Raw genomic sequence first — 21,685 nt, 5'->3', positions numbered from 1 at the left:
CAATTTCATGGAAAACACCCCCAATTCAGGGAGTGTTCGTTTACCGCCCATGACAATTTTTATATTTCTTGCCGCTTCCACACGGACATGGATCATTTCGACCAACGTTTTCTTTCTTCACATATGGTTTCCGCGATTTCTTCTTGTTATCCTCCCCACCGGAAACAGCTTGGGTATTTTTCACAACTTCCTGACGTTTCAGGTTTTCGCGGATTTGTGCTTTCATCACATATTTAGAAACCTCTTCTTCAATGGCAATAATCATTTGTTCGAACATATGGAAGCCTTCTGCCTGATACTCCTGCAATGGATCGTTTTGCCCGTATGCCCGTAAATGGATACCTTGCCGCAATTGATCCATCTGATCGATATGATCCATCCATTTTGTATCGACAGTTCGAAGTAAAATAACCTTCTCAAATTCCCGCATTTGTTCAGGTGTTAGTTCTTCTTCTTTTTCATCATATTTTTCTTTAATTTTTTCCATAATCAGCTCAATCATCTCTTCAGGCTCTTTGCCTAGTAAATCATCAGCTGTTATATCTTCCGGATCGAATAGGTTTCCATGCAAATACTCTATTATTGTATTTAGTTCCCAGTTTTCTTCCAAGTCATCAGCTGTGTGGGACTGGATAACGCGTTCAACCGTAGATTGCATCATCCCTTCAATTATTTCACGGAGATTTTCCGAATCAATAACGTCAAATCGCTGTTTATAAATAATTTCACGTTGTTGGCGTAAAACATCGTCATAGGACAATACGGTTTTGCGGGCGTCAAAGTTGTTACCCTCAACTCGTTTTTGCGCCGATTCAACAGCTCTTGAAACCATTTTACTTTCAATTGGCTGTGTATCATCCATGCCAAGCCGCTCCATCATTGAACGAAGATTATCGGAGCCAAAGCGGCGCATTAATTCGTCTTCCATCGACAAATAAAATTGCGACAATCCCGGGTCACCTTGACGTCCGGAACGTCCGCGCAGCTGGTTATCAATCCGGCGTGATTCATGCCGCTCTGTACCGATAACAGCAAGTCCGCCGAGATCAACTACCCCTTCGCCAAGTTTAATGTCTGTTCCACGGCCGGCCATGTTAGTTGCGATAGTTACCGCACCCTTTTGTCCGGCGTTTTCGATGATTTCTGCTTCTCTAAAATGATTTTTGGCATTCAAAACATTATGTTTGACACCCTTCTTTTTCAGCAGCTGAGAAATCAATTCAGACGTCTCAACAGCAACCGTACCAACTAATACCGGTTGTCCTTGTTCATAACGTTCCTTGATATTTTCCACAACAGCCCGAAACTTGCCCTCCATCGACTTATAAATCAGATCTGCCCGGTCATCACGTATAATCGGTTTATTTGTCGGAATTGCAATAACATCCATATTATAAATATTACGGAATTCCTCTTCTTCCGTTTTCGCTGTACCAGTCATTCCGGAAAGCTTTTGATACATTCGGAAAAAGTTCTGGAATGTGATGGATGCAAGTGTCATGCTTTCATTTTGGATTTGCAGGCCTTCTTTAGCCTCAATCGCCTGGTGAAGTCCATCACTGTAGCGTCGTCCCTTCATTAATCGGCCGGTAAATTGGTCGACAATAACGACTTCCCCTTCCTGGACAACGTAATCGGTATCCCGATGCATCGAAACATGAGCCTTCAATGCTTGGTTAATATGATGGGTTAACGTTACATGATTCAAATCGAATAGATTTTCGATCGAAAAGTAACGCTCTGCCTTATTGATACCTTCCTCTGTTAATTGCACACCCTTTGTTTTCTCATCATACGTGTAGTCCGTTTCCTTATTCAGTGTGTTGACAAACGAATTTGCCTGTTGGTACAGGGAAGCAGACTTTTGAGCAGATCCGGAAATAATTAATGGTGTTCTCGCTTCATCAATTAAAATCGAGTCAACCTCATCAATAATGGCAAAGTTTAGCGGCCGCTGCACCATTTGCTCTTTGTAAAGCACCATATTATCCCGCAAATAGTCAAAACCATACTCGTTGTTAGTGCCATACGTGATATCGCAATAGTATGCATCCCGCTTCTCTTCTTTTGACAACCCGTTTCCATTTAATCCGACCGTCAACCCAAGAAAGCCAAATAGCTCGCCCATTTCCCTCGCATCACGGTCAGCTAAATATTCGTTTACGGTTACAATGTGCACACCATTTCCCGAAAGTGCATTTAAATAAGCTGGCAAGGTCGAAGCAAGCGTCTTCCCTTCCCCGGTTTTCATTTCCGCTATATTTCCTTCATGAAGCGCGATTGCCCCCATCAGCTGAACGGGAAACGGACGCATGCCAAGGACACGTTTGGAAGCCTCACGAACGACGGCATATGCTTCAACCATCATATCGTCAAGACTTTCTCCGTTTTGATAGCGCTCTTTAAATTCTTCCGTTTTATTTTTCAGCTCATCGTCTGTTAATCTTTCATAGTCCGGCTCTAACGCCTCTATCTTATCTACAATCTTTTGATAACGATTGAGTTGTTTTTGATTTCCATCCCCAAAAATCTTTTTCAATAATCCAGGCATAATAAAACGCTCCTCGTAAAGTTAAAAATCGATATAGTATGTGTTTAAAAAGTTGCCAAATTAGCAGCAAACCAACTCTGGAGTTCACCATTTATCATTTGGTGACTTTTTGAACATCAATTATTTAATTTATGATAATCCACATCTTATAATAACACTTTGTGGACAAGAATGACAACTGCTTGCGCCGGTCTGGAACTTATCCATACTTCCTTTGACGATAATGAAAGAGCAGCCCGGGGCGGAGCTGCTCTTTCCATGAAGACTCATTGCGGATACTTTGCGGGAAATATGAGGCTGCTGTTGCGAGGAGAGTTCGTATCATGAGAGTGTATAATGATTCTCGTTATCATATTTACGTGCCAGCTCCGTCATTTTCCGGTTTGTTGCTGCGACAATTTCCATTAATTGTGTTATGGTTTCTTCATGTTGCTGTACTTTGACAACTAAGGCATCAAACGCGATATAATCCTGTTCGTTCATATGTATTTCCTCCTTGTAATTCGTTATGATAGTTATATCATGGAACAAATTTTAAGGCCAATCGCCATTTTTAAATTTTAGCTTGCAATTCGACAATATTTTCATGAAAAACAGCAAAATTCGACACCGTTTTACAGATAAATATTAAAAATGCAGGTTTTATCCAACGCCAAAATTAAATTTTAGCAATCCGTTCGACAAAATTGGACAAAATCGTCCTTGACTATTAAGAAAAGCGCACCGACTCTGACGTAAGCAGAATAGAACCTAAATTTTTACTTATAAAGAAAGGAGGGCTGACATATCATCAGCCCTCCTTTCTTTATTTTAACTATTCGGTTCAATTAATCCATATTTTCCGTCCTTCCGGCGATAAACAACGTTTGTATCGCCTGAGGCAGCGTTAGTGAAGACATAAAATGCATGTCCCAGCATATCCATTTGCAGAACTGCCTCTTCTGAATCCATTGGTTTTAGATCAAATCGTTTTGTTCTGACAATGTCCATTTCATCTTCTTCCAAATGTTCATTTGCTGATTCTGTTTCAATGTTGGCAAATACATGCTTAGGAGAACCGTTTTGCCGAAATTTACGATTTACTTTCGTTTTATATTTACGAATCTGTCTTTCCAGTTTATCTACCACAAGGTCGATGGCAGCATATAAATCCACATGCTGTTCCTCTGCGCGAAGCAACAAATTGGTCATTGGGATTGTAACCTCAATTCTCTGCTCATCATTATAGACACTTAAATTGACATGTACATCAGATGTCGGTGGTGTATCAAAGTATCTTTCCAGCTTGCTGATTTTCTTTTGCACATAATCACGTATAGCTCCAGTCACCTCAATATTCTCACCACGAATGTTGTATTTCATAAAAGTGTCCTCCTTTCATCCTTATGTATTTATTATACTACAATACCCCGTCCAATTCCTGCATAAACCAATAAATAATTGCAAAACCGGAAAGGATTAGTACCGATAAAATTCACAAAACCATTGTTGGGTTCCGTTAACTGAATACATCTTATTCCATAAAAAAATGAAAAGCCCAACAGAGCATTTCATTTTTTATTATCGAGAAACATACCATCCATCGTTTGGATCTTTTCATACGGATTTGTGTATGTTTTATTCGATTTTTTCTGTTTTTTGAACTGTTTCATTTCTCGTTTTAAATCAATAAAAAGTGCATTCATTTTTTGCTGGATCTTATTATTGAGCAGGACGATATCGCTACCCACTCGTTTTTCATCTTCAGTAAAAGGTGGTGGAACTTCTGGCAGCAGATCTCCTCTTTTTTCGATCAAAAGATTAACCTGACTAATAATTGTTTCCCGGTTCTTTGCATTGATATCCTGATCAAGCAGCTCTGCTAATTTTACCGTGATCTCGTAAAAAGGTTTCAGGCGGTTCATTAGATACTGGCCCCTTGTGCAAACTGCTTTTGCCGTGTTTTTAAAATAACCTGTTTCCATGTATCCCGGAATTCCATTGCAAAACCCAGTACCTCTTCAATTAAGGCAGCGTCATTTTTTACGTTGCCTTCTTTAAGCTGAAATTGCATATATTCATATAACGGCAATAGTTGATTGGAGATCTCCACTTCAGAATTCAAGGTAATCATTAACTCCTGAATAATACTTTGGGCCTTCTGGATGTTAGTATTTTTGGATTCATAATTTTTTTCATTTATATCTTTTATTGCCTGCTTAATAAACTTAATACAGCCATTGTACAACATTAACGTTAACTCCCCACCGGAAGCAGTATTGACTGCGTTATCCTGATAGGCCTTGTATTGCTTGCTTGTTGTCATCGGATCTCCCCCTTATTACTGCCCGCCAAACTGCTGCATTAAATAGGTTGACTGCTGATTCATTCGCTGGATCGCTTTTTCCATTGCCGTGAATTGACTCCAATAACGGTTTTCTACCTGGACCAGCCGATCCTCAAATGCATCAATTTGTTTATTTAAGCTTTTCATTTGTTTTCCAAGTGTATAGTTTTCCAGTGTATGGTATCCTTTACCCGCCCGTTCCTCAATTTTGTTAATAGTAGATGTGATCGCATCGTCAAGCCGGTTAATAATTCCACGGTCGTCGCCTTCTACATCATTGGAAAATAGCTTGTACACATTATCCGGGTCATTTCGCAATGCTTCTTTTAATTTTGCTTCGTCTTTTACAATAAGCTTCCCGCCATCCAGATAGTCACTTGATGTTGTAATTCCCAGCTGGGTCAAGGATGTTATCTTTCCGCCTGTTTTGACGTTGGCGTACCAGCTGCGGCGCATGGCAAACAAGCCATCTGAAATAGCCGATTCACCTCGTAAAATACCACTTTTCGCCTTTTCTTCCCATAATTCAATCTCATCTTCCGACATTTCCTTTTTCTGTTCTTCAGTCAGTGGTTTGTAGTCCCGGTATTTTTCCTCCTGTTGTGTGCCATTTAATTTTTCAACTACTTCATTGTACTTATCAATAAATTTCATGATGGAATCAAACGCAGCATCAGCATCATTCTTAACTGTTAACGTTGCACTGCCATCTGTAACATTTTTAAATTGAAAGGTTATCCCGTTTAATTTATAAGAATTGTCCTTGGAAGTCATTTCGACGTCATTATAGGTAAATATGGCATCCTTTCCACCTTTTTCTTCACCTAAATTCAAATTTTGTACAAAAAGCGGGCTTTTGTCAAAAACGATTTCCGCCCCGTCCTTATTATAATCACCAGTTCGTGTTGTTTCCAGAAACACTTTCTTTGACTGTGAATCATAAAAAGCGCGGACGTTTTTATCTTCCTTGTTAATTTTATTTAAGATGCTATTTAGCGTATCCTCATCTGTTACCTGTACGGTATGCTCAACCATATTTCCTTCCTTTTCATCGTACGTGGAAAATTTGATTTCCGAACCAAGGTCAATATCAACCTCCTTCAACAGCTTGTCAGGGTCGATATCCAACTCACCTGTACGGATCGCAGAACTGGCAAGCTGTGTAACAGCAATGTTATATGTCCCATTCGTTGAGCTAGTTGATCCGGTTGCTGTAACAGCGCCCTCCTGTGAAGAGCTTACCAATTTTGTTTTATATGTGGTGCTTAATTTCATATTGTACATCATTTCGTCTAATTCCAATAAAGATTTATTAATGTCTCGAAAACTATCCCGTTTCCAAGTAAGGGTTGTCCGATCCTGTTCCATTCGATCAAGTGGCATTCGTTCAGCCGCCATTAATTTATTGACAAGCTGATCGATATCCATTCCAGAAGCTAACCCGCCTATCCGCATGCAAATCACTCCTTATATTTTTTCATCCACCAAAAGCCCCATAAATTCGGCCATCGAGGCATACATATCTAGCATTTTTTTCGGTGGTATTTCTTTGATTACTTCATCGGTAATCGGGTTTACAACTGTTACGTAGTACTCGTGCAATTCTTCATGGAATACAAACTTTAAATTTGTCTGCAAAGGTTCCATCATTTCGTTTAGGTTTGACACAACGGTTTCAACTTTATCTGTATTGTTGATCGTTTCATCTTGTACGTTTTGGGTTATTACATTTTGAACTTTGGATCCGTTTAATGCAGTTGTCATTTGCTTGCTGTCATTTCTATATTGCAAGGGATGGGATCCGGCTTTCACCATTTCTAACCTCATTGCCCAATGCAACTCCTCTTGCCCCGCTATTTATCTTTTATATCGGCTGAAATAAGGGAATAGTGAAGACTCTTATGTGTTCTTTTCATTGTTTAATAGCTGCAGCAAGTCTGTTGGCGTACTTGCCGCTTCATTGTTTTGCCGTTGAATATCCAAATAAATTTCGCTTCGGTGAATATCAACCGATTTCGGTGCATGAATCCCCAGTTTCACTTGGTCGCCGTCAATTTCCAGCACCTTTACTTCAATTGACTCCCCTATTTGTATCGCTTCATTTTTCTTTCTGGTCAGGACAAGCATCGTTATTCCCCTTTCCCATTCGTTACAGCTGACGGAGCAATTGGCGCCTTCGATTCGTACTCATCTGTATTTAATATGTATTGCTTTCCCTGTCTGTTTTTCCAATTCAGGATAACTGGTGCTTTTAAATTTAACGTGCTTTGTTCAAATGGATTGGATAATGTAACAATGGAAAAAACTGCAACATCCCGTTCATTTTCAATTTGTAAGCTTTCCAGTATGCTATCATCCAGATCAAATGTATATCCCTGATAAAAGTTATACGGGGTCGTTACAACGAAGGCAACGGATTGTGTCATTACCGACTGTAATAATTGAAAAACGGGGTTCTCCGGAAAATCCAATAACACAAATTCTTTATCCTCCCCAAACCCAGGCAGCCCAGCTGGAAACTGAATTCGCTTTGCATCGTCAATCTCCAGCTCCCCCAAATATTTTGTTTGAATTTTCATTTTACACCACTCCTTTACTAGCAGTTTGTGATCAAAAAGTTACCTAAATTGGCAAAAAATGAGATAATCGTTATTTCTCATTCACTTCTGTACATTTTCTAATGCTTCTGAATTTAAATTGACAAAATCAATGTTTAAATCCTGATATTGCTTCATACTGATCGTGACATTGCCTCGTTCATATCGGTGGATTGGCTGATGGGATTTCGCATTGATTATCGGCCGATGTACCTTTACATCAACTTGTACATTCGATGGCTGATAATCCATTTTTACTGCGAATGATGAAGGAATAAACTTTATCCCAAGTGTTTTCATCCCGTCGTACCCATTTTCAATCGCTTGGCTAACCACGGGATTTCCTTTATTTTCAATTTCCATCAGCTCATTTCCCTGCTGAACCCGTCGCTTGATCCCTTCCATCAATCCTTGCTGTCCCTCACTCGCAAACTTTTCAATTCGTTTTAAAATAGGCATTTGATTCATATCTTCCCATGCCTGTGTTTGATCGATCGTGAGCTTTGATGGTGTCGTTTTCATGGAGATTTCTGCATTAGGCTGCTGAATCGAGAGTTCAGCTTCCGGCTGCCTTAATTCCTGCTGACCGGCTGTTTGCTGAACCCGTATTTGTGCCATTTGTGAAGTCATCCGTATTTGTGGCAACTGCATGATCCTGCCTCCTGGCTGATAAAATTTAAAAAATAACGCCCTGTCCTATTTTTCCTGCCTCAATAAGACCCCCACTTCAAGCCTTCAAAAGAATATAGAAGGATAAGCGGGGGTCTTACTGCCCGTAAAGGTCTGATTAAGGAATATAGACTAAAGCGCCACGTCCTGTGGGTCGCCTTCCCCGCTGAATGAATTCTCATCTTATCAGCGGAGTCAAGGCTTAAAAATATCTAGCGGAGAAAGTCTAATAATGTCGGCTGTATGATCCTTGAACCAGCTGATAATGCAGCACGATGGATACTTTCCTGCGTTATGAAGTTTGTAATAACCTTTTCGTAATCTATATCTTCGTTTTTCGACATTGTTCTTTTTGCTATAATTTCTTGCTGATTTAAGCGGTTTTCTACAAGCTCCAGCCGATTCATCCGTGCACCAAGATCTGCTCTTGTGTTTATTACATTATCAATATTTTTATCCAAAGTGCCGATGCTTTGTTCAATAGCTTTCTGGTCATTATTTCCTAATGCACTTATAAAGTTGTCGATATCATCGAAAAGTTTTTCAGAAAATACATTTTCAGCATTAACATTAGCTTGCAGCTTTGTACCATTTGCGACCTCAATCGTGACCGGATTTGTGTTTTGGTTAATCTGCAGATCCCCATTATCATCAACTGTGATTGGTGCCTCATCTGTATTGGTTCCATTAAAAATATACTTCCCGTTTACCTTGGTATTGGCTATATCAATTATATGTTCTTTTAGCTGTTCAGCCTCTTCCATGATATTTTTACGTTCCGCTTCATCATACGTATCTGTACTTGCTTGTATTGCCAGTTCTCTTAATCTCCCCAATGCTTGGGTTGTTTTATCAAGGGCAGCATCAGAATTATCCATCCAGTTATGTACTTCATTGGTATTTCGAATATATTGTTCAATTTCCGTTACCTGGGTTCGATAATTCATCCCTTTCATTGCTACAACAGGATCATCAGACGGGCGGGTAATCTTTTTACCGGTATTGAGCTGATCCATGTATGTACCCAAGTTTTCATAGCTTTTCGATAAATTTCGCAGCATATTATTGGACAACATACTTTGCGTAATTCGCATAACTACTAACCTACCTTCCTGTCAAACCCATATTATTGATTATCCGGTCAATCATCTCATCAACTGCCGTCATACTTCTTGCTGCTGCATTGTAAGCATGCTGGAATTTGATCAAATTCGACATTTCCTCATCCAATGAAACGGAGCTGACAGACATCCTTCGGCCATCTACTTGAGAACGGAGAATGGCGGTATTGTTAGTCATACGGTTTGCTTCCCGTGCCCGTACGCCAAGGTCACCAATAAGGGAATCGTAATATTCTCTTACCGATGCATTTTTACCTAATCCAGGTATATCCTGATCAAACACCTCAGCTAATGCAGAAGCATTATCACCATTTCCTGCCGTTCCATCCGAACTTGCAGCTAATAAATCCGGATCATCCAAAATGGCTTGGGAAACGGTTAACGATTCAGCAGCACCAATCCCGCTAGTAAATTCAAAGAACGCCCCACCATTATTCCCTTCTAGGTCTTTACCATTTTCATGTACCTTATTAAATGCGGATGCGAATTCTTCTGCCAATTTGTCTAAGTTTGCAAGCATATCTGTGTATTCGCCTGTTACAGTTGAATTGCCAGCTGAATCTTCAGCAATATATCCATACGATTCGATAAACCCTCTAAATGAGCCATTCACAGAAAAATTTGCTACATCAAAATGCTCATTTCCAATCGAGATCATTTCTACTGCATTACGATTCTCACTACCATCCGAATAGGTTACGGCAAACTCCTGAATTTCTCCCGTTTGGCCATTTACCAACGTAATTGGCGGATTCAATGATTTTCCATCATTATCAACGACCTCGATAGTCGCAAGGCCATCCGCAATATCTAATGAACTTTCACTACTTTTATCATAACTCACTTTAATATTAACAATATTTGATAATTCATCTATCAAACGATCGCGTTCGTCATACAGGTCATTAGCCAGATAGCCGTGCGGTTCGATATTTTTTATTTGCTGATTAATCTCATTGACTTGTCGTATTAATGAATTTGCATCCGTTACGGTCACATCAATTTGCGCTTTTAAATCGGATCGAATTGAATTTAGTGAATTCGCGAAATAGTTGAACGTATTTGCAAGTGCTTGCCCCCGTTGTGCAACTACTGATCGTGCACCAGAGTTTTCAGGATTCCCGGATAGATCCTGGAGTGATTGCCAAAACTCATCCATTGTTTTCTTAAGACCGTTTTCAGATGGTTCATTCAACAATTCCTCCATCCGGCTAATCGCATCTGACTTTGTTTCCCAATACCCCACCTTACTGTTTTCGGCACGATATTGGTAATCTAAAAACTTATTGCGAATGCGTTCCACAACGCCCGCTTGAACGCCGGTACCCATTTGTCCAGGAATCTGCGGCCTGTTTCTTGATGCAGTTGGATAGCCTGGAAGTGTCTCAAAATTCACACGTTGTCTTGTATACCCCTGTGTATTTGCATTAGCAATATTATTGCCAAGTGTATATAAAGCCGATTGCTGGGCAAACAGTGCCTGCTTGGCCATTTCCAATCCATGAAATGTACTCAATTTCCTATACCCCCCTCTTGGCAGCACAAATAACTTTAGTCCTGTTATGCCTTGGAATCGAACACCGATCGGTTAGCTGATTCATTTGCATGTTTATCACCATAATTCATTTTTTTGATGGATGGATCGATCATGTCCAGAGATAATTCAACAAATTGCATTGATTGTTGAATTAATGCTTGATTCAATTGCTCTTGTTGCTTCAATTTTACAATTACCTCGGTTAAGGTATTGGCTATTTGTGCCATTTCAGTTCCAGTTTCTTCACCGGAAATTTCGTTAAGCATAGTCGTTATGGTCACTTCTTTACCAGAAATTCGCTGCTCGGAAAACCAATCCTCTACTTTTTTTTGCCGTTTCTCTTCTTCCTGCCCCAATGTCCGGACGTAACGGCGCTCTTTAATAAGTAATGACTGCAATTTTTCAACAGAGCCTTCTTTGATTACAACTGTCTTTTGTTCGGAAAGTTCTAAAAGTGATTCATGTATGGTGACTAGTTTCTCAAGCGATTGTATGATTGTTTGAATGGTCAAAACCGGTGTCCTCCTCTATCGTTCCTTTGACCAAAAAGCGATCATTTTTTGTGCAGTCTTTTCAGGATTCACCTGATATTCGCCGGATTCTACTGCCTGTTTTATATCCTGCACATATTTCGCACGTTCAGCATTCGGCTGGCTATTTTCCTGAAGCTGCTTTGCCTGCTTTGATATTTCCAATTGATCGGATTGGTTTCGATCTTTTTTATATTCTGCCTGTTTTTGTATGTGGTTTTTATATGGATTGAAATTTGTCTGGTTCGGGCCATGGATTTTCATCGTGAAAAATCACCCCACCTTTCATCAACTGCTATAAGTACGTGTTCAAAAGCTGCCAAATTAGCAACAAGCAATCTCCTGGGTTCGCCGGTTATCATTTAGCAACCTTTTGAACATCCTCTTATACATTTATTATCGGCATAATTGTTTAAAAGTTAAAGACCTATTACACTTTCTTGTTACTGTCAAATGTGTAATAAATGGATTCCTGTTTGTCCAGTCTTTCCTTCCGTTCCACTTCTCTTCGCTCCATTTCTTCCTGTTTTTCTAAATCATTTAAAAGTTCCCGCGAGCATGTTGCACATAATTTACCAGAAATAATAGCTGTCCCGCATTTGTCGCATGGGTAGGCAAGCTTCGGAAACTGCGATGTACGCAACCGCTTATCCTTAATGAATTTGATAATCAGCTCTTCTTCCACACCTGTTGCTTTAACAATTTCCAGCAATGTTGCTTCCCGATTTTTCCGTATACGTAAAAATTGGTATACTGTTTCGAAGGCTTTTTCTTCCTCTTTATAACAATTTTGACAAATATCCCGGATACTTTTCACAAACACCGCACCACAGCGAGAGCAATTTGCTAACTCAGCCATCCCAGGTCCCCCCTTACTCTTCTATTGTACTATACCAAAAAGCCATCAATGTTTCTGCTTTCCGGTCGATATTCCAGCTCTCCGGTCCCGTTTATCCGCGAATCAGGGTGAACGAATACACGTCCGGACAACCATTTTGCTTTAATAATCTGGCGGCATGACGCAACGTTGTACCTGTTGTATATATATCATCGACAAGAAGGACCGGTTTATTAACTTTTTTCGTAATGATAAAGGGGTTTTTTGTATTGAGCCGTTCTTTTCTCGTTTTCTTTGACTGTTTTTCTCCATGAATACGGGCAACGGTTTCTGCTTGCTTTAAGGGGATAAAATCTGCCAGCATTTTCGCCTGATTGAAGCCGCGTTCCAGCAATCTTTCTTCGCTTAATGGTATCGGGACAGCAATTGTATGCTTTGGCAAAAAATGAAAATGCTGCTTGAATGCCTGATGAAAATGGCTTTTAAAAATGTTGCCCAAACAGTAATCGCCACGATATTTCCACTTTGTAACCATATCCTGTATCGCTTCATTATAAGCAAAAACAGAATAATTGCTTGTTAAGGCATCACGCTCTTTGCTATGGGTTTCCCACCATTTACAATCAGCGCACACGTTCTCTTCACACATCCGGCTGCAGCGGGCACATCGTTTTCCTGTCAGCTTTTCCAGTTTCTGTTCACATGCTTTGCAAATAGATGCCGGCCTCGATAAAAACAGCAATGTACTCCAATTCATTTCCGCAATTGTCTGCTGGTTACACCATAAGCACTGCATCATCGAAAACCTCCTCGCCTATTCATCGCAACAATCGATTTTACCGCCTCGACCATTGCATCTGTTTTCCCATCATGAAGGAATAGCACTTCACCTGCAGGATCATCAGGGCTTCTGCCAGCGCGCCCGGCGATTTGTACCAGTGCCGCTTCATCAAATACAACATGTCCAGCATCAAACACCACAACATCAACGGAAGGAAAGGTAACACCACGTTCAAGGATTGTCGTCGTGAGCAGCATAAAAATCGCTTTCTGTCTGAATTGCTGTACCTTCTCTGCCCGATCCGGATCCGATGCATGCACAGACGTAATGGCTTTTTCCTCATCCAGCAATCCCAAATCCCGTAATCGTTTCGTTAGTTCTCTTCTCATTTTCTCGGCCAGTTCAATTGTCGGCACAAACAAGAGCAATTGACGCTTCGGATTTACACGGCTTTGTATCCATCTTATGAACACTTTGGGTGGCACATAGTTTGTTAGATCTTTTTTGAGGGAAAAACACATTCTTAACTTAGGTACTGGCAAAGGCCTGCCATGAAAACGGGTTGGGACAAAAATATGCTCCAATTTTTTGCTAGCGATTTGCATTCGTTGCTTTTTTCGTGGGGTCGCGGTTAAATAGATCGTTGTGCTGTCCGGGTTTCGCGCCCGACTAGCGGCAAAAGGCAGGGAGGGATCAGCATGGAATGGGAAGGCGTCAATTTCATCGATGATTTGCACGTCAAATGCATGCTGAAAGCGGAGTAATTGGTGGGTTGTTGCCAAAATCATTTGTGCTGTTCCGGCCTTCTCCTCACTGCCACCATACAACCCCTGGATCGTAACATTTCCGAATGCCTCTCTAAAGCGTGGCAGAAGCTCCCGTACAACATCCGCTCTTGGCGTTGCTAAGCAAATACGTTTACCAAGTTTTAGCGCCTCTGTAATTCCCGGGAAAAGCATCTCGGTTTTTCCAGCTCCACATACTGCCCAAACTAGCAGCTCTTTTTCCTTTCTTTCGATTGCTTGTACAATCCTGTCTGCTGCAAGCTGCTGTCGATCGGTAAGCTGGCCACCCCACGAGCAGGGATTTTCAAAGGTCTGCCAATCTGGTACGGGGCCTGTCCATTGATAAAGGGCTTCACATTCCATCACTCTGCCCATTTCGATACACTTTCGGCAATAAAGATGCTCCTTTTTACAGGTGGAACAGGGAATTTTTGCGAATAAGGAAGGGTCTTGATTGCTACATCTCGTACATTGATGCTGAAAAAACTTTCTGGTGATTGCAGGAAAGGGTTTAAAATAACCAGAAGAAACCAGCTGCCGGAATAGATCATCGTCTAGAGGAATCTCGCTTCGCAGTAATAATTTCCCGGCAAAACGCATGGCATGCATGTCAATTGTTTCCGTGTTTGCAGGGTTCATCAGATTTCACGCTCCTATTTATTTTTTGAACATATCCCTGTGAAGTTTAGGTGGAATGAAGTGTTTGATCTAAGAGAAAGGCAGAATTGTTTCTTAATTTGAGGAACATTATAAACAAGTCGGGTATCTGGCTGGATTGGGGAATCACATTCGTTATCATTCAGTGGAAACATAAGAATCGCTACCACTGAATGATTGCTTATTCTATTTTGCATACCAGGCGATTCCTATCGCTCCTTCGCCTAAATGGGTGCCGATTACCGGGCCAAAATAGCTTATCATGATATCTAATCCAGGATGATCTTCTGTTATTTCTTGTTGCAGTTCCCGTGCCGCTTCTTCACAATTGGCGTGGATGATCACAACTTTAAGGGCTTTTCCTTTACTAATATCATCCTCCAGCATTCCAACAATCCGATTTAGCGCCTTTTTCCGTGTACGAATTTTTTCGAATGGCACAATAACCTTATCGACAAAATGCAGGATTGGCTTCACTTGCAGCAGACTGCCAACAATCGCCTGCGCACTGTTTAGACGACCACCGCGCTGCAAATTTTTCAAATCGTCAACCATGAAATAAGCACGCATGCTCTGTTTCATCTCATCAAGCCGTGCCATAATTTCTTCAGGTGTCTTATTTTCCTTGGCCATTTTCACTGCCTCAAAAACGTAAAATCCTTGGGCCATACAGCTTAATTCGGAATCGTAGGTGTAAACGGAGATTCCTTCCACCATTTCACCTGCACTCGCCACCGCTTGACAGGTTCCGCTAATACCACTGGAAAGATGAATGGAAATAACTGCATCATAATCTGCCGCAAGCCTGGTTAGTTTTTCTGTTATATAACCGATCGATGGCTGGGAGGTTTTTGGCAATTCTTCAGCTTCTCTCACCTTTTGATAAAACGCCTCGGTCGTTATGTCAATTTCCTCCTGATAGGATGTGTCACCGAATACGACACTAAGTGGAACCATATGGATACCCAGTTCTTTCCGTGTTTCAGCAGGTATATATGCCGTACTGTCTGTCATTACAGCAATCCTCATGTCATACCTTCTCCTTTAAATAATAGTAAGCATGTATGTAAATGATAAATTCGGATTCATACTTTATTTTACATGAAGCAAAAACAAATTGCATCACTAACTTTCGGCATATTCTATTATTGGACATAGAAAATACCCTGCTACGATTGCAAACAGGGTATTACCAAACAACTAAAGGAAAAACTATTTATTCTACAAGAGGACATTCAAAAAGTAACTAAATGATAAGAGGCGACTTTTGGACCATGCATTACAGTACCTCTACCCATCCTTTGCGAATAGCGGATACAACTGCCTGTGTCCGATCGTTTACATTCATTTTCTGCAAAATGTTGCTGACATGGTTTTTTACTGTTTTTTCGCTGATATATAAAGATTCGGATACTGCGCGATTACTTTTGCCTTCTGCAAGCAATTGCAATACTTCACATTCGCGTTTAGTCAGCAGGTGGAGCGGTTTACGGTACTCAATACCATATTCCGATATGCCCATAACATTCTCATGTGCCAGACGACGGTATTCCTGTACCAGATTATGGGTTACTTTTGGATGCAGGTAGGAACCTCCATCACTGACAACTTTAATAGCTTCAATCAATGAATCTGAGTCCATTTCCTTCAATAGATACCCTTGTGCACCAGTTTTTAAAGCATGTGTAACATAGCTTTCATCATCATGAATGGACAAAATAATGACACGGGTACGGGGAAAGTGTTTTACTAGATCAGAAGTTGCCTGCACACCATTCATGTTTGGCATATTGATATCCATTAAAACGACATCAGGGTGGTGTTCTTTAACAATTTGGGAAGCACTAAGGCCATCATCACCTTCTGCCACAACCTCAAACGACGGTTCAAATTCCAGAATGCGCTTAACCCCTTCTCGAAACAGCTTATGATCGTCAATTAACACGATCTTCGTTAATTTGGTTTTGGTTTTATTCATGGATATTGTTCCTCCTACATCTCTGATTCTATATTATCTATTTACCCTATTACAATGACTATGATAGATTTTATATTAGCCTTTATCTCTGTATATATCAAGTGACACTGAATAAGTCCTTTGTCACGAATTTTCTTGGCTGTTTCCGGTCCATTTGTCACTCTACATTATATGGAACACTGATTAAAATGATTGTACCTTTCCCAATAACTGAATTAATCTTCATTGTTCCTTCCAGCATTTCCACCCGCTCCCGCATGCCTATTAAACCAAATGACTTATCCCATTTCGTTGTTGTATCAAAACCCTTGCCATTGTCTTTAATTGCTACGGTAAGGCGTTTTGGGCTAATTTCCAATTTCACCTTAATCAACGTTGCCTCCGCATGTTTGGTAGCATTTTGGACAGCTTCCTGAACCAGGCGGAATATAGCAATTTCGTACTTTTGATTCAGGCGTTTTTCACTGCCCATCGAAATAAACTCCATTTTAACAGAATGATAGTCTTCTATTGTTGATAAGTATTTTTTTAATGTTGGGATCAGCCCCAAATCATCTAGTGCCATAGGACGAAGATCATAAATGATCCGGCGAACCTCATATAAGGACGAGCGAATCATCCCCCGGACACTTTTAATCTCTTTTAATGCATTTTCTACACTGCCCTCACGAAAGGCTCGATCTACTAGTTCCGAGCGAAGCAAAATATTCGCAAGCATTTGTGCAGGCCCATCGTGAATTTCTCTTGATATCTTTCTGCGTTCTTCTTCCTGTGCTTCAATAATTTTTAACCCGAATTCCTGTTTTTCCCTTGCCTCTTCAATCATCTCGTTTACTTGCTTAAAATCGTCATTCAAATAGGTTAGGATTACCGAAATTTTTCCTGCAAGCCCTTCCGCACGTTCAATCGTCTGATCCAGTGAAATAAGTCTTCTTTGCAGGTCATCACGTCGTTCCCGCAACACCTTTTCTTCCTGACGAAGCATTGCCAATTCTGTTTGCATTTTATGGGTTCGTTCGTAAACTTCTCTAATTTCCGTTTCTGAATAACGATCGAAATATTTGCTAACCTCAGATAAACGTTGTCTGGAAAATCGTACTTTTTGCTGCAGCTTGTCACCAACATCGATATGCTTTACAACTTTTTCTTTTGTTTCGGTTAATTCCCTTTGAAGCTGCTCATAATCATTACGAGCCGCTTCGCTAATATTAAAAATTTCGTCCTTCGAGTTTTCAACCACATCGATCATTTCATCAATTACTGTATCTAACGCCTTTTCTGAAGTTTTCAGTACCATCGTGTAAAACCACCAACCTATGCTATAATAGTTCGCAAGCTCCATTCTTTTTTATAGGGTTTTCAGGAAAGATTATCCTATTTTTCAATCTAATCTATCCCCCTTTTCGAAATTGGCATATATCCTTATGTACTATAATGTCTGCTCAGGAGGCTAAATGCAACATGTTATCTAACTATTATACCGTAAAAAATGAAGGATCGGACCAACTAATTATTCAAAAGTCCCGTTTTATTGGTCATGTCAAACGTGTTGAAACGGAAGAAGCAGCACTTCGCTTCATTCAGGAAATAAAGAAAAAACATCATGACGCCACCCATAACTGCTCTGCTTATCTTATCGGTGAACACGATCAGATACAAAAAGCCAATGATGACGGCGAACCAAGCGGCACTGCCGGCGTGCCTATTCTGGAAGTGTTGAAAAAGCAGCACTTGAAAGATACTGCTGTTGTCGTCACCCGTTATTTCGGCGGCATTAAACTTGGTGCCGGCGGCTTAATTCGTGCATATGGCAGCACGACATCACAAACCATTCAAACTACCGGTATTGTGCAGCGGCAATTAGTGCAAGGATTTTCCGTTACTATTGATTATACCATGTTAGGCAAACTTGAAAACGAATTACGCAATTCCGAATATATTTTATCTACTATCAATTACTTAGAAAAAGTGGAACTGATCGTTTATGTAAGAAAAGGGGCAGAACAAGCCTTTATGGAATGGGTTATTAATTTAACTAGTGGCCAGGCAAATATAATGGAAACGGAACAAAACTATATCGAAATAGATGTTGAAAAAACCGAAAAATAATCGTGTGCTATACCTATCACATTCTTGGATAGGTATAGCACATTTTTCAAACAATCTTCATTTTACCTGTCTTTAAGCGCAGCCTCATCAGCAATTAACACGACATTTTCATGCTTTTGCAGTATTGAAGCCGGAAATGCTTCCGTTATCTCGCCAGTGATAAGCCGGGTAACCGCTTCGCTTTTCTTTTCACCGGAGACGAGTAAAATAATTTGCTTGCTTTCCATAATTGTCCCAATCCCCATTGTAACCGCCTGACCAGGAACATCGGCAAGCGAGGAAAAAAAGCGGGCATTGGCCTTTCTTGTAGATTCGTCTAATTCAACAATATGTGTTCTGCTGGAAAAGGACGTTCCCGGCTCATTAAACCCGATATGTCCATTCAGGCCAATCCCCAGCAGCTGGATATCAATATTGCCGGCAGCTTTAATCAGTTGTTCATAGTCCTGACAGTTGGCTTGCAAATTATCTCCCTCACCATTAGGCAAATGAGCCTGTTCCCGTGGAATATCAATATGCTTAAACAGCTTTTCCTGCATATAGTAATAATAACTGTTTGGATCCTGTTTGGATAAACCAACATATTCATCCAGATTAAATGTTGTAGTATTTTTAAACGAAACTTCATGATGGTGATGCTTTTTGATTAATTGCTGGTATAATCCCTCAGGCGTGGAACCTGTTGCTAAACCTAGAACCGGTTTTTCAATCGTATTCACTTTCTCCATTACGAGTTCGCATGCTTTTTCACTCATTGCTTGATAATCGGCTACCTTAATAATCTTCATCTTTATTCCTCCCTGTAAGCTGCCATACCACGGCAAATGGTCATTTCAATTGTTAGTTTGTCATCTACGAGCAACAGATCGGCATCTTTGCCAACAGCAATACTTCCTTTGTGATCATATACTTGAAGCTGCTTGGCCGGGTTGGAGGCTGCCATTTTAATCACTTCTTCAATCGTCACGTCACGCAACTGCAGCATATTTTGTGCACCTTGAACCATTTTCAAAATGCTTCCAGCCAATGTACCGTCATCCAATACAGCACGGTCATTCGTTACTTTTACAGGCTGTCCGCCAAGTTCATAATTACCCGGCTGCAAGCATTTTGCCCGCATCGCATCGGTAATTAAAATTAGTCGTTCGCTGCCCATATTATCGTATATTAGTTGCAGCATTTCCAGTGAAACATGAATACCATCGGCAATTAATTCAGCACGTAATTCCTCCAGCTGCAATGCAGCACCAACAACACCAATATCACGGTGATGAATCCCTGTCATCGCATTACATAAATGGGTCACCTGTCTTACACCATAGGAAATAGCCTTTTTCATTCCGGCAAAATCTGTACCAGTGTGTCCGGCTGAAACATTGACTCCTGATTTTTGCAAATAGGAAATAAACGAACCATCTGTATCATGTTCTGGTGCAAGTGTTATAGTTTTGATGTTATTGCCGGAAAGGGCTTGCCACTTGTTAAATTGCTCGATATTGGGTTCCATAATATATTTCAGCGGTTGTGCACCTTTTTTACTTTTCTCAATAAAAGGCCCTTCCAAGTGAACACCGATCACTTCAGCTTGTCCAGGTTTATTTTCATAGTTAGCTACATTAACGAGCGCATTTTCAATGTTTTCGGGGGATTGCGTAATTGTTGTCGCTAAAAAACTGGTTGTCCCTTCCTTAGGCAATACTGCCGCCATTGTATCCAGTGCCGTTTCTGTTGCATCCATAACGTCCGCCCCATTGGCACCATGAATATGTCCGTCAATAAACCCTGGAATAATATTGCGATGTTGGGCATCAATGGTGGTAACTTGCCCAGTTATTTTTGTAGGTTGCTCATTTTCCGGATAAATTTCCTTTATTTTGCCGTTCTCGATTAGCAAGGAACCATTCATAATGATTTGGTTTTCCGTAAATATTTTTCCATTTTTAATGTATAATACGTTTCCGTTCCCCAATTTTTTTCAATCCTTTCCAGAACATTAATATTAAATTCCTATTATAGCATAGATATAGTTGTCTATACATTTATATAGGTATATACATCATAAATCTTCTTTGTTAAAATATAAAGCAACTACATTCCGGAAAAGAGGATAGCCGTTATGATCGATAAGAACTCTCCATTACCGATTTACTACCAAATTGAAGAAGAAATAAAACGATTGATTAATACAAAGCAGCTGACACCGGGAGAGTTGCTGCCATCTGAACGGGAATATGCGGAAAAATACAATATAAGCCGAATGACGGTTAGACAGGCCATTAACAATTTAGCCGCAGAAGGCTTGTTGTATCGCCTTAAAGGTAAAGGCACGTTTGTTGCGGAAAAGAAGTTTGAACAAAATTTGCAAGGTTTGACAAGCTTTAGTGAAGATATGCGTGCACGTGGGTTAACCCCGGCCAATCAGCTTATTGGTTTCCAATTAATCAAAGCTGATGAAAAAATTGCTAATCTTTTGTACATCAATATGGATGATTTGGTTTACGAGATAAAGCGGATACGCCTGGCAAACAACACACCAATAGCATTGGAGACGATTTATACACCGCAAAAATTGGTTGGAAAATTGCAGGAGAAAGATTTCACCTCATCCTTCTACCAATTTATTGAGGAAAAGCTGCGATTGACGATTGGACATTCAGATCAAATCATTGAATCCGTTATCGCCAATGACGTGGAAATCGAGTATTTGCACATGAAGCAAGGTGACCCAATCTTGCTGATGCAACGTATTACTTATTTAAATGATGACAACGAAACCCCGCTGGAATACGTGAAGTCAGCCTACCGGGCAGACAAATATAAATTTAAATTACAAATGAAACGGTAATATTATTAAAAAAGCTAGTACATGCTTTTTTGTTGCCGCTTCCCAACTTTCTTCACGGATCACTGGCGGATGGTCTGTGTGTAAGACTGATGCATAAGGTGTATAAACTTTAGCTCTTAAAAGCATAAATTTCATGCAGGCTCTGGAAAATTTCGCCTTTGTTCTTGACTCTTCGTATAGGATAATGCTACTATATTGTTGACAATTAAAAATAGATCACATGTTACTGATTCGATTAGGCATGGTGGTATGATAGAGGGCAATTCGTCCTCCTATACCTCTATGCCTTTTTTAATTGGATAAGAAGTTTTAAGATTCTAATTCGGCAACTTTTTGAACATGTATTTATGAGAGAACTTGC

The 21,685-nt window shown here is 40.3% G+C and carries 24 protein-coding genes; 2 read left to right on the top strand and 22 right to left on the bottom strand.

Translation table 11 applies throughout. The features are described from left to right. Positions 1-40: 40 nt before the first annotated feature. The 20 genes from secA to CZ382_RS20235 all read right to left on the bottom strand — a co-directional run bounded on the left by secA (position 41) and on the right by CZ382_RS20235 (position 17,667). Entirely contained in the window at positions 41-2,551 is a 2,511-nt protein-coding gene (secA, locus tag CZ382_RS20325) for a preprotein translocase subunit SecA (protein ID WP_088052958.1), read from the bottom strand. A 321-nt stretch (positions 2,552-2,872) separates the two neighbouring features. Then, positions 2,873-3,034 carry a hypothetical protein gene (locus CZ382_RS23835; RefSeq protein ID WP_155554865.1) on the bottom strand — a complete coding sequence of 54 codons (162 nt, stop codon included), beginning with the start codon at positions 3,032-3,034 and terminating at the stop codon, positions 2,873-2,875. Between the two features lie 327 nt (positions 3,035-3,361). Then, a complete protein-coding gene (gene hpf / locus CZ382_RS20320) occupies positions 3,362-3,913 on the bottom strand; it encodes a ribosome hibernation-promoting factor, HPF/YfiA family (protein WP_088052957.1) in 552 nt (183 codons plus the stop codon). Between the two features lie 188 nt (positions 3,914-4,101). Continuing rightward, positions 4,102-4,455 (bottom strand): flagellar protein FliT, encoded by a 354-nt coding sequence (locus tag CZ382_RS20315; protein ID WP_088052956.1) that lies wholly within the window; start codon positions 4,453-4,455, stop codon positions 4,102-4,104. Then, positions 4,455-4,856 carry a flagellar export chaperone FliS gene (fliS, locus tag CZ382_RS20310; protein WP_088052955.1) on the bottom strand — a complete coding sequence of 134 codons (402 nt, stop codon included), beginning with the start codon at positions 4,854-4,856 and terminating at the stop codon, positions 4,455-4,457. The genes CZ382_RS20315 and fliS overlap by 1 nt, the downstream gene beginning before the upstream one ends. Before the next feature lie 15 nt (positions 4,857-4,871). After that, a complete protein-coding gene (locus CZ382_RS20305) occupies positions 4,872-6,332 on the bottom strand; it encodes a flagellar hook-associated protein 2 (RefSeq protein WP_088052954.1) in 1,461 nt (486 codons plus the stop codon). A 12-nt stretch (positions 6,333-6,344) separates the two neighbouring features. After that, positions 6,345-6,704, bottom strand: coding sequence for a flagellar protein FlaG (gene flaG / locus CZ382_RS20300; protein WP_088052953.1), 360 nt, complete (start codon positions 6,702-6,704; stop codon positions 6,345-6,347). Positions 6,705-6,776: 72 nt separating this feature from the next. Next, on the bottom strand, positions 6,777-7,004 hold the full coding sequence (csrA, locus tag CZ382_RS20295) for a carbon storage regulator CsrA (protein WP_088052952.1): 228 nt from the start codon (positions 7,002-7,004) through the stop codon (positions 6,777-6,779). Between the two features lie 2 nt (positions 7,005-7,006). Further along, complete coding sequence (gene fliW, locus CZ382_RS20290; RefSeq protein WP_088052951.1) at positions 7,007-7,456, bottom strand: flagellar assembly protein FliW; 450 nt, start codon at positions 7,454-7,456, stop codon at positions 7,007-7,009. Between the two features lie 81 nt (positions 7,457-7,537). Beyond that, positions 7,538-8,125, bottom strand: coding sequence for a DUF6470 family protein (locus tag CZ382_RS20285; protein ID WP_088052950.1), 588 nt, complete (start codon positions 8,123-8,125; stop codon positions 7,538-7,540). 230 nt (positions 8,126-8,355) lie between these two features. Next, positions 8,356-9,237, bottom strand: a complete 882-nt coding sequence (gene flgL, locus CZ382_RS20280; protein WP_088052949.1) for a flagellar hook-associated protein FlgL — start codon at positions 9,235-9,237, stop codon at positions 8,356-8,358. A 10-nt stretch (positions 9,238-9,247) separates the two neighbouring features. Beyond that, complete coding sequence (gene flgK, locus CZ382_RS20275; protein ID WP_088052948.1) at positions 9,248-10,780, bottom strand: flagellar hook-associated protein FlgK; 1,533 nt, start codon at positions 10,778-10,780, stop codon at positions 9,248-9,250. Between the two features lie 44 nt (positions 10,781-10,824). After that, the gene (locus CZ382_RS20270) at positions 10,825-11,313 is read right to left on the bottom strand and encodes a flagellar protein FlgN (protein ID WP_088052947.1); all 489 of its coding nucleotides are present in this window, start codon (positions 11,311-11,313) and stop codon (positions 10,825-10,827) included. A gap of 15 nt (positions 11,314-11,328) precedes the next feature. Continuing rightward, entirely contained in the window at positions 11,329-11,595 is a 267-nt protein-coding gene (flgM, locus tag CZ382_RS20265) for a flagellar biosynthesis anti-sigma factor FlgM (protein ID WP_088052946.1), read from the bottom strand. A gap of 166 nt (positions 11,596-11,761) precedes the next feature. Next, complete coding sequence (locus CZ382_RS20260; RefSeq protein WP_088052945.1) at positions 11,762-12,190, bottom strand: TIGR03826 family flagellar region protein; 429 nt, start codon at positions 12,188-12,190, stop codon at positions 11,762-11,764. A gap of 91 nt (positions 12,191-12,281) precedes the next feature. After that, complete coding sequence (locus CZ382_RS20255; RefSeq protein WP_230856109.1) at positions 12,282-12,968, bottom strand: ComF family protein; 687 nt, start codon at positions 12,966-12,968, stop codon at positions 12,282-12,284. Beyond that, a complete protein-coding gene (locus CZ382_RS20250) occupies positions 12,965-14,374 on the bottom strand; it encodes a DEAD/DEAH box helicase (protein WP_088052944.1) in 1,410 nt (469 codons plus the stop codon). Before CZ382_RS20250 ends, CZ382_RS20255 begins: the two co-directional genes overlap by 4 nt. 204 nt (positions 14,375-14,578) lie before the next feature. Then, positions 14,579-15,421 carry a DegV family protein gene (locus tag CZ382_RS20245; RefSeq protein WP_088052943.1) on the bottom strand — a complete coding sequence of 281 codons (843 nt, stop codon included), beginning with the start codon at positions 15,419-15,421 and terminating at the stop codon, positions 14,579-14,581. A gap of 250 nt (positions 15,422-15,671) precedes the next feature. Then, entirely contained in the window at positions 15,672-16,370 is a 699-nt protein-coding gene (locus CZ382_RS20240) for a response regulator transcription factor (RefSeq protein WP_088052942.1), read from the bottom strand. Between the two features lie 157 nt (positions 16,371-16,527). Next, the gene (locus CZ382_RS20235; protein ID WP_088052941.1) at positions 16,528-17,667 is read right to left on the bottom strand and encodes a sensor histidine kinase; all 1,140 of its coding nucleotides are present in this window, start codon (positions 17,665-17,667) and stop codon (positions 16,528-16,530) included. Between the two features lie 164 nt (positions 17,668-17,831). On the opposite strand from CZ382_RS20235, the gene CZ382_RS20230 reads away from it, so the two are divergent. Then, a complete protein-coding gene (locus CZ382_RS20230; RefSeq protein WP_088052940.1) occupies positions 17,832-18,479 on the top strand; it encodes a YigZ family protein in 648 nt (215 codons plus the stop codon). Positions 18,480-18,541: 62 nt separating this feature from the next. Here CZ382_RS20230 and nagB read toward each other — a convergent pair whose 3' ends face one another. After that, entirely contained in the window at positions 18,542-19,267 is a 726-nt protein-coding gene (gene nagB / locus CZ382_RS20225; protein WP_088052939.1) for a glucosamine-6-phosphate deaminase, read from the bottom strand. A 2-nt stretch (positions 19,268-19,269) separates the two neighbouring features. After that, positions 19,270-20,448, bottom strand: a complete 1,179-nt coding sequence (gene nagA, locus CZ382_RS20220; protein WP_088052938.1) for an N-acetylglucosamine-6-phosphate deacetylase — start codon at positions 20,446-20,448, stop codon at positions 19,270-19,272. A 147-nt stretch (positions 20,449-20,595) separates the two neighbouring features. Between nagA and CZ382_RS20215 the strand changes: the two genes are divergently transcribed. Continuing rightward, on the top strand, positions 20,596-21,324 hold the full coding sequence (locus tag CZ382_RS20215) for a GntR family transcriptional regulator (RefSeq protein WP_088052937.1): 729 nt from the start codon (positions 20,596-20,598) through the stop codon (positions 21,322-21,324). Positions 21,325-21,685: the final 361 nt, after the last annotated feature.

This window comes from Virgibacillus dakarensis (assembly GCF_900155625.1).
GTDB classification, from domain to species: Bacteria; Bacillota; Bacilli; order Bacillales; family Amphibacillaceae; genus Lentibacillus_C; species Lentibacillus_C populi.
The sequence above is the reverse complement of the archived record's forward strand: the minus strand, read 5'-3'. Positions and strand labels throughout refer to the sequence as shown.